The organism is Bradyrhizobium cosmicum, from assembly GCF_032290525.1.
Lineage (GTDB): Bacteria > Pseudomonadota > Alphaproteobacteria > Rhizobiales > Xanthobacteraceae > Bradyrhizobium > Bradyrhizobium cosmicum_A.
Map to the genome: position 1 here is coordinate 108,236 of NZ_JASXTA010000002.1, position 12,226 is coordinate 120,461.

The following is a 12,226-nucleotide window of genomic DNA, read 5'->3' on the forward strand; positions in this document are numbered from 1 at the left end:
GCCATGACGTCGCGCGCGGACAAGCTCGGCCGGATGGTCTCGCTGGTGAAGCTTCAGCTCCGGCTGTCCGAATGGCAGCTCGCGCATCTGCAACAGCAGGAACGCAGCTTGCACGACGAGCAGGAATGGCTGGTCGGAGCCTTGAACGAGGGAAAGCCGCCGGTGGGCTCGTCGAGCGACTCGATCGCGCGGCGCCTCAACAGGGCGAGCGTCGGTGCGCGCGCGATCCAGGCGCAGGCGTCGCAGCAGCTCGACCAGGTCCGCTCGGAGTCCCGCCGCGTGAAACAGCTGGAACAGGTCGCCAGGGCCGCGCTCGCAGACAAGCTTCGCGACGCGGAAGCGCGCGCGCTCGAGGAGATGACGGGAATAAGCCCCGCCACGCGCGACTGGGCGTCGCGGCCAGCCAACCGGAACAAGACATGATCGTGACAGCAACATCCGACCTCGTCCTCGACGTCCTCGAGGCTGCCGACCCCGTGACGCAGCGCGCGGCGACAGCGAAGCTCGATGCGCTGAAATCGTCGGACGCCGATTTCAGCGCATCGATGGAAGCCGAGGTCGGCAAAGCCAAAGCGGCGACTGCCGATCAGGCCGCGGCCAAGGTCGCCGAGGCACAGTCGACGGCCGTGAACGGGCCGCCGGTGCAGGTGATCAAGGCGCCGGCCTCCGGCGAGGTGTATCGGAAGTTTGAGGCGTTCATTCTCCAGACTTTCGTCGAGACGATGCTGCCGAAGGAGTCGGAGGAGGTCTTCGGCAAGGGCACGGCCGGCGGCGTCTGGAAGTCGATGCTGGCGGAGCAGCTTGGTGCTCAGCTGGCAAAGGGCAAGGGCATTGGCATTGCCAAGCAGCTCGCCTCCGCGCATCCGGCGGAGCCGGTGGCTACGGGGAAAGCCGGATCATGATCCGGGAATGGGTGACAGACGTTGAGGGGTGAATTTGCGATGCAGGCACAAGAACACGCGACGGTCCCGGTGACGGAGCAGCCGGTCGTGGACACCGAACTGATGACGACGGAAGCCGCAGCAGGCGATGCGTTGCTGCCCGCGCTGCTGCCGGATGTCGGCGGCGAGGCGACGATCGACGGCAACGACGCGGTGAGATTGGACGAGGTGCGCGGCCTGCTGGCGGCGATCCGCCGGCTCGAGAGCATCGTCGAGGAAGAGACCGCCGCGCTCGCGACGGGCAAGAAGATCGATTTCGACGACTTCAGCGCCCGCAAGAGCCGGAGCATGCTCGAATTCGTCCGCCTGATGCGGGCACGGATGCATCTGGGCGCTGAGGTCGAGATCACCGAGGAGATCCAGCGGTTACGCGAGAAGCTCGAGCGAAACCGTTCCATCCTCGAAATGCACTACGATGCGGTGCGCGAGGTCGCGGCCATCATCGTCAAGGCGATCAAGGACGCCGAGTCGGACGGCACCTATACCGGACGCGCAACACAGGGCGGAAGATGATCAGACTCGTGCTGGCCGGGCTCTGGGTATGCATCCTCACCGCGGGCACGAGCTATGCCGTGGCCTATTGGAAGGAAAACGGCAGTCTGCTGCCGGCGAAGGACGAATATCTCGACGGGCTGCAATACCAGAAGACGCGGGCGCTGAGCGTGCCCATGGTCGAGGGCGGCAATGTGCAGGGGTACATCGTGGCGCGCTTCGTCTACACCGTCGAGGCGCGGATCATGCACCAACTCAATGTCCCGCCGGAGCCGTTCGTCGTCGATGAGGCCTTCCGCAGGATCTATGCCGACGAGCGCCTCGACTTCAGGAAGCTCGCCCGTTACGACCTTTCCATCCTCACGACGGCCATCAAGCAGCGCGTCAACGAGCGGATGCAGGCCGAAATCGTCCAGGACGTTCTGGTCGAGGACTTCAACTACGTCTCGAAGGAAGAATTCCAGCAGAAGCCCTAGGCCAGGTCGATCTCGGGCGAAGCGGATATCGCCTGCGTCGCGCGCGGGGCAGCTGTTTCGCCATCTCTGCCGCTGAAAGTGCAACGGCCTCTGCGAAGGATACTCCGCAGAGGCCGTTGTCGTTTCGTCGCAGTTCCCTGCCGTGTCAGGCCGGGTACGCCGCCGGGGCGGCATGCGCCCTGTTCAGGAGGATGCCGACCTCGTCGAGCTCCTGCATCGGTACCTCGATGGTCTCGCCGGCCGGGATGTTGAGACGGTATCCGACGTAGCGCCGGGCCACGATCGCGTCGAAGCCGAGGCGGTCGCGGAGTTTCTTGCGCAGCTTGCTGACATGGCTCTCGATCACGCTCTCGTCGAAGGTCGACTCGAAGATGCCGTAGACCGCGTTGAAGATCTGCGTCTTGGTGATCCACTTGCCGTGATTGCTGACCATGTATTCGAGAATGCGCAGCTCGCGGCGGGGCAGGGTGAGGGCGTGGCCCGCGATCTCGGGGTCACGTCCGTTGAAGAAGACCTGGATCCTGGTCTCGCAGGGCCTCGGTAGCTCGCCCACCCGGCGGCGCGCGATTGCGGCCGTTCGGGCGAGGATCTCGCGCAGGTGAATCGGCACGTGCACAACGTCGTCGACGCCCGATTCGAACAGCTCAAGTGTGTTCTTGAGCATCTTCTGGCCGCTCATGGCGATGATAGGAGCCGAGGAACGCTTGCGCATCGCCCGCGGCAGGCTTCCGCGGGCATCGCAATCCCCGAGGAGGAAGGCGTCGACCGCTGCCAGATCCGATTCACTCGCAGATTGCAGCCAGTCCCAGAATTCTCCGGAGGAGAACCCGATCGACGATACACCTTCGCGAACAAGCCCTCCAACATAGCTGTTCGTGACGCTCTCGCGATCATCAACGATAATATACATCAGTTTTTCGCCCCTGTTTCGCACTTGTTGCGGCCGGTTGGTTATTGTGATGCCCCGGCTCGGCAACGATGCTGTTTGACGACATTCCATCCCGCGAACCGTTGTTATGGTTTCGATATTCGCGGGCAGCCCTACGCATTCAGTGCCCACGTGTGCGGGCCTGCTACTTCGACTCGATACTGAACGCTTACTGCGTGAGGCTCGGCGGGTGTCTTACGGATCACCCCGCGGAGCGGATTGAGACAGCGACCTAGAACAGTTGCGCCAAGTTGCTTATCGCGTCCGAACGCTACTGCACTGTGTCGATCTCCTCGCCAACTGGCGAGAATCACTTGAGTAGGACCGTAACAATTGCCGATTTCCGATCAAGCGTGCGCTGCAAAGCGATTGCTACACGTGTTTGATGCTGTTGATTCGCTTCGGGTTGTTCTTTGTATCCTCCATCGAATCAATTGATTCGAAATCCGAACTAGTTTTGCGCTGGGACGATTCCAAGGTCCTGCATCCCCGTATAATCACAGCTATTTTTGGTCGTGCTGCGGATCACGCACATTGAGGGGTTTTCAACCCCGAATTGACTCTCCTGTTCGGGTTCCCGCATGCGACAATTCGACTCATGTATGGCGAGGTGACTCCAGCTTGGCGAAATCTTGGCGAGGGTGTGTCTTTCGAGTCGCACTCTCGCCACGTGCATGGCGCGTCCGACACATTCGAGGTCGCACTCGGCGAGGCGAAAAGTTTTCGTCGCGCACGTTTCAGGCAAGCTTCGGCAAATAACTTCACGGTTCGACAGGTCGAACCGAACGGAGCATTTTCACATGTTGTCCGATGGACAAGCTCGTCCCAGCGCGGCCGCTGATGTGTCCGCGGCGGCGAAGCCGGCGCCGGAAACGCGCGATGCCAACACGGCCAAGCCCGCTGCGAATGCAAAGCGTGCGTCGGCCGCGGCGAACGACGAAACTCTGGCGAAGGAAGCGCTCGAAGGGTTGAAGCGTATTCGCGCCAAGGCGCGCCTCGACAAGATGGCGATACCCAAGCCTGTGGCGACCGTGATCAAGCCGGCCGTGATCGTGGCCAAGCCGCCGCCGCCGCGCCCGACATGGGTCGCGCCTCTCGCGACGCTGGCGGTCGCCGCAATCGTGGTGGTCTGCGTCTGTACCGGCGTGATCGCCTATCTCACCACGCAGCCCGTCCAGGGCAACGTCGTCGCCAATACGGAGATCAGGAACCTGCGCGAGACGGTCGCGCAGCTGCGCAAGCAGGTGTCTGGCGTGTCCGAAAATCTCGACGGCCTGCGCACCGCGGTCGATCAGTCGAGCAAGGCGACCAACGACCGCTTCGGCAGGTTCAGCGAAAACCTGGACCGTATCGAGCGCGTGAGCTCGTCCTCGACGGTGAAGCTCGACAAACTCGCTCAAGCGCAAGCCCAGGCCCAGGCGCCGGCAACGGTTGCCGTGCAGCCGCCGTCGCAGACGATGCCGATGGTGGCCTCGGTTGCCGCGCCCGAGATCACCGGCTCGGTTGTTCCATCGGCGCCGCGCAAGGCGGTCAAGGGCTGGTCGGTCCGCCAGGCCTATGAAGGGATTGCGATTCTGCAAGGCCCGAACGGCGTGATTGAGGCCGTGTTGGGACAACAGGTGCCCGGCCTTGGCCGCATCGAGGAGATCAGGAACGAAAACGGTCGTCTGGTGGTGGAGTCCAGCGGAGGCGTCATCTATTCGCCGCGCAAGGCAACGCCGTGACCGGAGCCGCCTTCTATTGGCGGTGATGCTCGAAGCTGGTGCACAGCAGATCGACCTCCGCCTCTGCGATCGGCGCGCGAAACAGGCGGCAGCTGAACTCGCCATTCGTCCTGCCGTCCGTGGCGGTGCGATCTTCGCGCAGGAAGATGCATCGCCTGCAAACGTCGGTATGGTGCCGCTGCTCGGCCGCGTCCGCCTGATCGAGCACGTGCCGGAGCGTGTCACGAAAGCGGATCCTGGCCTCGTCGTCGAGGACGTCGATCGCCTCGAGGAGGACGCCGACGGGATCGCGCAGCAGGAACTTCTTGCCTTGTTGCGTCACGCTCAGCATGACCGATCGCTTGTCCGTGGCGGAGCGCTTTCGCTCCAGATATCCGAGCCGCTCGAGCTCGCCGATGATGAAGGAGGCGGTGCCGCGCGTGGTGCCGACGTAGCTCGCGAGCGCCGAAGGCGTGCGGGAAAACCGGTTGGCGCGTGAGAGGAAGCGCAGCGCCATCCACTCGCGGTCGCGCAAGCCGAGCTTGGCGCCTTCGAACCAGAGGATCCGTGCAACCTGCTCCAACAGTTCAATCGATTCGCGAGCCAAATTCATTTCACTTCCAAGTCGGATAAAGCTTTATTCAATTGAGCCTTCGGCTAGCGCAATCTGGGTGGACGAGAATGAGACTCTCGATCGGTCCTTGGCCGGACGTGGGAGCACATTTGGAAGACGTCTCTCCGTGTCCGGAGATGGAACTTCCGGTCGTGGAACTAGAGCGTCACAAAGAAAGTTCGAGTAAATCACGCGTCTCAATTCTTCTGAAAATTTCAGTCAAATGACGTTGGCTCGCGTGCAGGATTCCGATGGCGCGCGGCGTCCCGGCAACATGATGTGCCGTCGCGGTCACCCCGGAGCTCATTTGTTGCGGCGAGGCGTTTCGAATTGCGCGATGGGATGGAGCGTCTGCAACTTCTGACCGCATGATGTGCGGCGGAAGTACCCCTGTTCTCGGTTAATGGATGTTGCGTCGCAGCGCAGCTACGCGGTTAAATCGGGCACACGATCAAATCCGGTCGATTGCCGCTCCGGAGGCGCCGCACGGCTTCCATGCCGACTACCGCGGCAGCTACCGCAAGGACGCGGCGGAAGATGCCTGGAAGCAGGCCCAGGCCTGGTTCAAGAAGCACGGCGTACCGAGCTGACGCCGCAGCGCGAGGGCGTTATCGTCCTTCCCCCGCGCGCCATAGCGCGTCGAGGCCGTGCCGATAGGTGGGATAGGCCAGCGCGACGCCGAGCTCGTGCTTCAGTTTCGCGTTGGATACGCGGGTGCTGCTGGAATAGAAGCTGCGGGCCATCACCGACATCTCGGCGGTCTCGAACGCCTCTTCGGCCGGCGGGGCGATGCCCGTCAGCTGCGCAGCATAGGAAATCACGTCCTGCGGCGGAGCGGGTTCGTCGTCGCAGACGTTCCAGGTCCCGCCGCCACGGTGGTTCGCCGCCGCCATGATCGAATTTGCGATATCGCCGACATGGATGCGGTTGAAGACCTGTCCCGGCTTGATGATGCGTCGGGCCGAACCCGCGCGCAGCGACACCAGCGCGTTGCGGCCGGGGCCGTAGATGCCCGCGAGCCGCAGGATCGCGGCCTCGCCACGTGCCGTGTCGGTCCAGATCTGCTCTGCCGCGATCCGCATTCGGGCGCGCTCCAGCGTCGCCTCGGGCGGCGTGCTCTCGTCGACCCATCCGCCGGCGTGATCGCCATATACGCCGATGGTCGAGAGATAGACGACCTTGCGGCGGCCCGCTGCCAGCACGTCGCCGAATGCCGCGATCGCGGGATCGCCAGCGCTACCGGGCGGGATCGATATGAGAAGGACGTCGGCGGCGCCGACACGTTCGACCGTCTCGCGTGCCGGACGGCTGCCGGAAAAGGCGTGGACCTCGATGCCGCCAAGGTCGTCCCGCTGTCCGGGATCGCGCACGGTGCCGGCGATATGCGAAAACGCGCTGCCGAACCTGCGGACGAAGTGCCGGGCGCTATAGCCGAGGCCGAGGATGAAGAGCCGCATGCGTCTCCCGTGCAGGTCAAAGTTCCCGTCTGCGCGAGCTTGCGCGCCCTCCGCTCATAAGAGATTTTTGGGTCCGGCAAAAGATATTGCGATTTGTCGCGCCTGCGACGACGGGCGATGCTCGCTTGCCGCGGGTAGCCGGGAGGGATGCGTCGTTGATATCAGGATCGATCATGCCGGCAGAAGCCCGCGCAGCGCTGCCATGCGACGCCGCTGAGCTGATCCGCCGCGCGGCTGCGCTGATCTTCGATGTCGACGGCACCTTGGCCGAGACGGAGGAACTGCATCGGCAGGCCTTCAACTTCGCCTTCGTTCGCCACGGTCTGGGCTGGCATTGGGACCGTGCCGTCTACAAGGAGCTGCTGCGGGTGACGGGCGGCAAGGAACGCGTGCGCGCCTACCATGTAAGGCTGGGGATCACGCCGCCATTGACGGACGCGGACATCGCAGAGCTCCACCGCATCAAGACCGCGCATTATGCCGAACTGGTCGAAACCGGCTGCTGCCCCTTGCGGCCCGGCGTGGCGGAGTTGCTTGCTGCGGCGAAGGCGCGCGGCCAGCGGCTTGCGATCGCGACCACGACATCGCACGGCAATATCGATGCGCTGCTCTCGCAAACGCTGGGAAAGCGCTGGGCGGCGGACTTCGACGCGGTCGTTGCCGGCGATGACGTGAGACACAAGAAGCCCGCGCCGGATGTCTATCTCGAAACGCTGGCGCGGCTGAAGCTGAAGCCTTCCGACTGCGTTGCGATCGAGGATTCCGCCAACGGTCTGATTGCGGCGTCGCGGGCCCGCATCCCGGTTCTCATCACGCGCAGCTTGTACTTCCGGGACGATGATCTGGGCGGCGCACGGTTCGTGTTGGATGATCTGTCGGAACTCGCGGCCGCCAAATAAAAAACTGAAAAACAACCCCATGCACAGTAGATCACGCCGGCGTGAGGACCGCGGTCAGTGCACGCGGTGGCTCGCTCTATCGTCTTCAGACTGCTCGACAATCTGCGCAATCGGGCTCGACTGGTGATGCACCAGGCGCCAGCCGTCGCCGACGCGGCGAAAATGGTTGGCGGCGGCCAAAGCGGTGCCGTCGACGATCTCGATGCATAGCACGCGGGCAGTGTCGCCGTCGACGATCGCCTGCGGTTCGGCGCAAACGATCTGCGGCCGCTCCGGATTTTGCAGGATATCGCGCCAGCTTCCGATGACGGTGGCGCGCCCGATGATCGCCGGCCAGCCGGGATGGATGCAGGAGATGGCGTCGTCATCCGCCCACATCCGTTCCATGCCGTCGAAGTCGCCCGTTGAAAAGGCGGCGTAGAAAGCCGCGTTCGCGGCGATGACCTTGCTATCCTTTGCCATACCTCTCGGGTGGGGCAAGGGCAGGCAAAAATCAAGCGCGACTTCCGTTCGATTTTGCGTGCGATTTTGGCCGCGGTGCAGCATTGCTGCCCGCTTTGTGCTCACGCCGAGACGAGAGTCTCCACAGCCCGCCGCGCGCCATCCGCATAGAGCCGGCCGAGCGTCGCGGTCACGGCCTCGCGCAGGCGCGGTTCGGCGCCCAGCGGGCCGAACACCTTCTCGACGCCGAGCAACGCGGGCGCGAGCCGCTCGGCGACCGGGCCGGTCGCACGCGCCAGCGCGGCGAACTCGGCGGCAAGCGGATCGCGCACGTCGATGGTGCGGCCCTGCTCGTCGATCGCGCTGACGTAGCGCATCCAGCCGGCCACCGCGAGCGCATGGGTTGCGATCGGCAGGTTCCTGGCGAGGCGATCCTGCATCGCGCCGAGCAGGCGCTGCGGCAGCTTTTGCGAGCCGTCCATCGCGATCTGCCAGGTGCGGTGATGCAGCGCCGGGTTGGCGAAGCGCTTGAGCAGCGAGGCACTGTAGGCGGGAAGGTCGGTGCCTGATGGCATCGTCAGCGTCACGGCGGCCTCTTCCATCACCCGTGCGGCGAGACGTGCGAAATGCGGATCCTGCATGGTGTCGGCGATGGTCTCGAAGCCCGCGAGATAGCCGAGGTAGGCGAGCGTGGAATGGCTGGCGTTGAGCAGCCGCAGCTTCATCAGCTCGAACGGCCTGACGTCGGTGACGAGCTCGACGCCCGCGGGGGCGAGATCCGGCCGGCCCGCCGTAAACCGATCCTCAACCACCCATTGCGTGAAAGGCTCGGTCATCACAGGCCATGCGTCGCGCAGACCGAGCGCGCTCGAGGCCGCGTCACGGTCGGCGTCCGTGGTCTCCGGAACGATGCGATCGACCATGGTCGAGGGGAAGGCAACCGTATCGGCGATCCACTTGCCGAGGTCCTTGGAGCGAAGCGCCGCGAACTGCATCACGATCCGCTGCACGGTGTGGCCATTCGCGGCGAGGTTGTCGCAACACAGAACGGTGAAGGGTGCAAGGCCTTGCGCCCGCCGCCGCGCCAAAGCCGCCACGATGAAGCCCGGCGCAGAACGTGGCGCGTCGAAATTGTTGAGGTCGTGCACGACGTCAGGATGCCGCTCGTCGAGATCGCCGGTCTGCGGCGTGTGGCAATAGCCCTTCTCGGTGACGGTGAGCGAGACGATGCGGATGGCGGGATCGGCCATCCGCTCCACCAGCCCCGCCGGACTCTCGCGTGCGACGACGCTGTCGAGCAGCGAGCCGATCACGCGATGCTCGGTGCCTTCGGCTGCGCGCACGGCAAGCGTGTAGAGATGATCCTGCGGGGCGAGAGCGTCGCGCGTATCGGGGCTGCGCAGGCTCGCACCGACAATGCCCCACGCTGTGGCGCCGGCGGCAAGGCAATCGTCGACGACGACGGCCTGATGGGCGCGATGAAAGGCTCCAAGACCGAGGTGGAGGATGCCGGGCGTAACGCGCGAACGGTCATAGGCCGGGCGGCGGATGCCGGGCGGCAGCCGGTCGAGATTGGCGCGGCCAAGGCGCGTTGAATGAAGGCGCATGGTCGTCTCTCCCTGTGGTTGGCCGCTGCTTGACATGACGCCCGTCCTCGGTCAATGCTCCGGTCAATTGGTAAGACCAATTTTCCAAAATTGGCCGGCCGCCGGGGCGCAAGGCTTCCCGGCGAGACCCTTTCGGGAGGACCAGCGTGCCGCTGGAAGCTGTGGAGGCGAGACGGCTTTATCGCCAGGTCGCCGATCAATTGCGAAGCCTGATCGACAGCGGCGAGTACGCGGTCGGCAGCCGCTTGCCGACCGAGCGCGAGCTTGCCGAGCAGCTCAAAATATCGCGGCCGACGGTGCGCGAAGCCCTGATCGCGCTCGAGGTCGAGGGCCGCCTCCGCATCCGCGTCGGCTCCGGCATCTATGTGATCGAGCCTGCCGCTGTTGCGGCGCCCGCGCTCGCTTCCGTCATCGAGGGCCCGTTCGAGCTGCTCCGCGCCCGTGAATTCCTGGAAAGCGCCATCGCCGAAGAGGCCGCTCGCGTGGCGACGAAGGACGACGTCGCCCGCATCGACGCGTCGCTGCTCGCGATGGAGAATGTCGAGCATCCCGGCGAAGCCTCGATGGTGCACGACCGTGCGTTCCATGTCGCGATCGCCGGCAGTCTCGGCAACGCGGTTCTGGTGCGTGTGGTCGGCGAGCTGTTCGACCAGCGCCTCAACCCCTATTTCGCGCAGCTTGCGCATTATTTCGAGAGCCCGGGCACGTGGCGCACCGCGCTCGACGAGCACCGCGCGGTGCGCGACGCGATTGCGGCGCACGATCCGGACGCCGCGCGCGAGGCCATGCGCAAACATCTGGTGCGCTCGCAAGAGCGTTTCGCACAGAATTTCGGCGCCGAGAACGCCACAGGATCGCCCGCCGGGCGGAGCCGACCGGCGCGATTCCCAGCCAAGCCAGCAAAACCAAAGAGAGCGCGGCGGCGATGAGATTGGGCGGTCCGCATCCGCTTCGGGTGCGGGCGAACAAGAAGCAGACTTAATCAGTGGAGGATAAGACAGTGTTGAAGAAGATGACGATGGTGCTGGCGACTTCGGTCGCGGCAATGTTCGCGGCGACCGATCCCGGCATGGCGCAGACCAAGCTCAAATGGGCCCATGTCTACGAGACCTCGGAGCCGTTCCACACCGCCTCGGTGTGGGCCGCGCAGGAGATCGGCAAGCGCACCAATGGGCGCTACACGGTCGACGTCTATCCGGCCTCGCAGCTCGGCAAGGAGGCCGACATCAACCAGGGCCTCTCGCTCGGCTCGGTCGACATCATCATCTCGGGCTCGAGCTTCGCGGCCAAGAGCTTTCCGCCGATCGGCGTGACCTATTACCCCTACACCTTCCGCGACGCCGACCATCTGCTTGCCTACACCAAGAGCGACATCTTCAAGGAGCTCGCCAAGGGCTATGAGGACAAGAGCGGCCACCACATCGTCGCGGTGACCTATTACGGCGTGCGCCAGACCTCGTCGAACAAGCCGATCAAGAGCTGCGCCGATCTCAAGGGCCTGAAGATGCGCGTGCCCGACGTGCCGGCCTATCTTGCCATGCCGCGCGCCTGCGGCGCCAACACCGCGCCGATCGCGTTCGCCGAAGTCTATCTCGCGCTTCAGAACGGCACCGTCGAGGCGCAGGAGAACCCGCTGACCACGATCGAGGCCAAGAAGTTCTACGAGGTGCAGAAGCACATCGTGCTCACCGGCCACATCGTCGATCACCTCAACACGGTGGTGGCTGGCGCACTCTGGAAGAAGCTCAGCGACGAGGACAAGAAGATCTTCACCGACGTCGCGCAGGAAGCCGCCGCCAAGGCCACCGCCGAGATCAAGCAGAACGAGGCCAAGCTGGTCGCCTTCTTCAAGGAGAAGGGGCTGACCGTCACGGAAGTCGACAAGAACGAGTTCCGCGACGCCGTGCTGAAGAACGTCGCGTTCGAGACCTTTGGCTACCGCAAGGCCGACTGGGAGCGGATCCAGGCGGTAAAATAGCCAATGCTGTCATTCCGGGATGGTCCGAAGGACCAGACCCGGAATCTCGAGGTTCCGGGTTCTCGCTTCGCGAGCCGCGGAACGACGGTCAGTGTTTTTAGGGAGCAACCCATGTCGACCGCCGAAACGCACCGGCAGATCACCGCGGACGAGATCGCCCATACCTTCGAGGAGGAGGCGACGCCGAAGGTCGATCTCGGCATTTATGCGTTCGAGGATTGGGTCGCGCTGGCGATCTTCTGGGTGATGGCGCTCGCCGTCTTCCTGCAGTTCTTCACCCGCTACGTGCTCAACGACAGCTATGCCTGGACCGAGGAGATCGCAACCTACTGCCTGATCGGCGTGGTCTTCATCGGCGCCTCGATGTGCGTTCGGCTGTCGCGGCACATCCAGGTCGACCTCATCTATCGTTATCTGCCGCACCGCGTCGGGCGCGCGCTGTCGACGGTGATCGACCTGATCCGGATCGCCTTCTTCGGCTACGCCATCAAGCTGGTCTGGGTCTACATCCAGATCATCGGCGATGAGCAGATGACCACGATCAACCTGCCCAAGGACTACGTCTATTACGCCGTGCTGGCCGGCTTCGTGCTGATGTTCGCGCGCTCGGTGCAGGTGGCAATACAACATTTGCGACAGGGCTACTCGATCCTCGAACGTCCCGGCGCCTACGACGGTTTTGAAGGATAAA

General features: G+C 64.1%; 15 protein-coding genes. 10 read left to right on the forward strand and 5 right to left on the reverse strand.

What is annotated here, in order from left to right:
• Positions 1–3: 3 nt before the first annotated feature.
• The 4 genes from QSV46_RS04280 to QSV46_RS04295 are packed head-to-tail and all read left to right on the forward strand — an operon-like array spanning position 4 to position 1,909.
• Complete coding sequence (locus QSV46_RS04280) at positions 4–423, forward strand: hypothetical protein (RefSeq protein WP_314946895.1); 420 nt, start codon at positions 4–6, stop codon at positions 421–423.
• On the forward strand, positions 420–902 hold the full coding sequence (locus QSV46_RS04285) for a rod-binding protein (RefSeq protein ID WP_314946898.1): 483 nt from the start codon (positions 420–422) through the stop codon (positions 900–902). Before QSV46_RS04280 ends, QSV46_RS04285 begins: the two co-directional genes overlap by 4 nt.
• Before the next feature lie 39 nt (positions 903–941).
• A complete protein-coding gene (locus QSV46_RS04290; protein WP_314946901.1) occupies positions 942–1,454 on the forward strand; it encodes a flagellar biosynthesis protein FlgN in 513 nt (170 codons plus the stop codon).
• Positions 1,451–1,909: a hypothetical protein gene (locus QSV46_RS04295; RefSeq protein WP_314946903.1), complete on the forward strand. Its 459-nt coding sequence runs from the start codon at positions 1,451–1,453 to the stop codon at positions 1,907–1,909. Before QSV46_RS04290 ends, QSV46_RS04295 begins: the two co-directional genes overlap by 4 nt.
• Before the next feature lie 145 nt (positions 1,910–2,054).
• Here QSV46_RS04295 and QSV46_RS04300 read toward each other — a convergent pair whose 3' ends face one another.
• Positions 2,055–2,819 carry a response regulator transcription factor gene (locus tag QSV46_RS04300; RefSeq protein ID WP_314947868.1) on the reverse strand — a complete coding sequence of 255 codons (765 nt, stop codon included), beginning with the start codon at positions 2,817–2,819 and terminating at the stop codon, positions 2,055–2,057.
• 818 nt (positions 2,820–3,637) lie between these two features.
• Between QSV46_RS04300 and QSV46_RS04305 the strand changes: the two genes are divergently transcribed.
• Positions 3,638–4,561, forward strand: coding sequence for a hypothetical protein (locus tag QSV46_RS04305; protein ID WP_314946906.1), 924 nt, complete (start codon positions 3,638–3,640; stop codon positions 4,559–4,561).
• A 13-nt stretch (positions 4,562–4,574) separates the two neighbouring features.
• Here the strand turns inward: QSV46_RS04305 and QSV46_RS04310 are convergent, their stop codons facing one another.
• Positions 4,575–5,153 (reverse strand): MarR family winged helix-turn-helix transcriptional regulator, encoded by a 579-nt coding sequence (locus tag QSV46_RS04310; protein WP_314946908.1) that lies wholly within the window; start codon positions 5,151–5,153, stop codon positions 4,575–4,577.
• 407 nt (positions 5,154–5,560) lie between these two features.
• Between QSV46_RS04310 and QSV46_RS04315 the strand changes: the two genes are divergently transcribed.
• Positions 5,561–5,743 carry a dienelactone hydrolase family protein gene (locus QSV46_RS04315; RefSeq protein WP_409997139.1) on the forward strand — a complete coding sequence of 61 codons (183 nt, stop codon included), beginning with the start codon at positions 5,561–5,563 and terminating at the stop codon, positions 5,741–5,743.
• A gap of 18 nt (positions 5,744–5,761) precedes the next feature.
• Here the strand turns inward: QSV46_RS04315 and QSV46_RS04320 are convergent, their stop codons facing one another.
• Positions 5,762–6,610 carry an SDR family oxidoreductase gene (locus tag QSV46_RS04320; protein ID WP_314946910.1) on the reverse strand — a complete coding sequence of 283 codons (849 nt, stop codon included), beginning with the start codon at positions 6,608–6,610 and terminating at the stop codon, positions 5,762–5,764.
• 173 nt (positions 6,611–6,783) lie between these two features.
• Between QSV46_RS04320 and QSV46_RS04325 the strand changes: the two genes are divergently transcribed.
• Positions 6,784–7,509, forward strand: a complete 726-nt coding sequence (locus QSV46_RS04325; protein ID WP_314946912.1) for an HAD family hydrolase — start codon at positions 6,784–6,786, stop codon at positions 7,507–7,509.
• A gap of 54 nt (positions 7,510–7,563) precedes the next feature.
• Here the strand turns inward: QSV46_RS04325 and QSV46_RS04330 are convergent, their stop codons facing one another.
• Both QSV46_RS04330 and QSV46_RS04335 read right to left on the reverse strand, forming a co-directional pair.
• A complete protein-coding gene (locus tag QSV46_RS04330) occupies positions 7,564–7,971 on the reverse strand; it encodes a nuclear transport factor 2 family protein (RefSeq protein WP_314946916.1) in 408 nt (135 codons plus the stop codon).
• 101 nt (positions 7,972–8,072) lie between these two features.
• Entirely contained in the window at positions 8,073–9,557 is a 1,485-nt protein-coding gene (locus QSV46_RS04335; protein WP_314946918.1) for a mannitol dehydrogenase family protein, read from the reverse strand.
• A 146-nt stretch (positions 9,558–9,703) separates the two neighbouring features.
• Between QSV46_RS04335 and QSV46_RS04340 the strand changes: the two genes are divergently transcribed.
• The 3 genes from QSV46_RS04340 (at position 9,704) to QSV46_RS04350 (ending at position 12,225) form a co-directional block, all read left to right on the forward strand.
• Positions 9,704–10,486, forward strand: a complete 783-nt coding sequence (locus QSV46_RS04340) for a FadR/GntR family transcriptional regulator (RefSeq protein ID WP_314946920.1) — start codon at positions 9,704–9,706, stop codon at positions 10,484–10,486.
• Positions 10,487–10,575: 89 nt separating this feature from the next.
• Entirely contained in the window at positions 10,576–11,535 is a 960-nt protein-coding gene (locus tag QSV46_RS04345) for a sialic acid TRAP transporter substrate-binding protein SiaP (protein WP_314947870.1), read from the forward strand.
• A 111-nt stretch (positions 11,536–11,646) separates the two neighbouring features.
• On the forward strand, positions 11,647–12,225 hold the full coding sequence (locus QSV46_RS04350; RefSeq protein WP_314946923.1) for a TRAP transporter small permease: 579 nt from the start codon (positions 11,647–11,649) through the stop codon (positions 12,223–12,225).
• The last annotated feature ends 1 nt before the right edge of the window (position 12,226 follow it).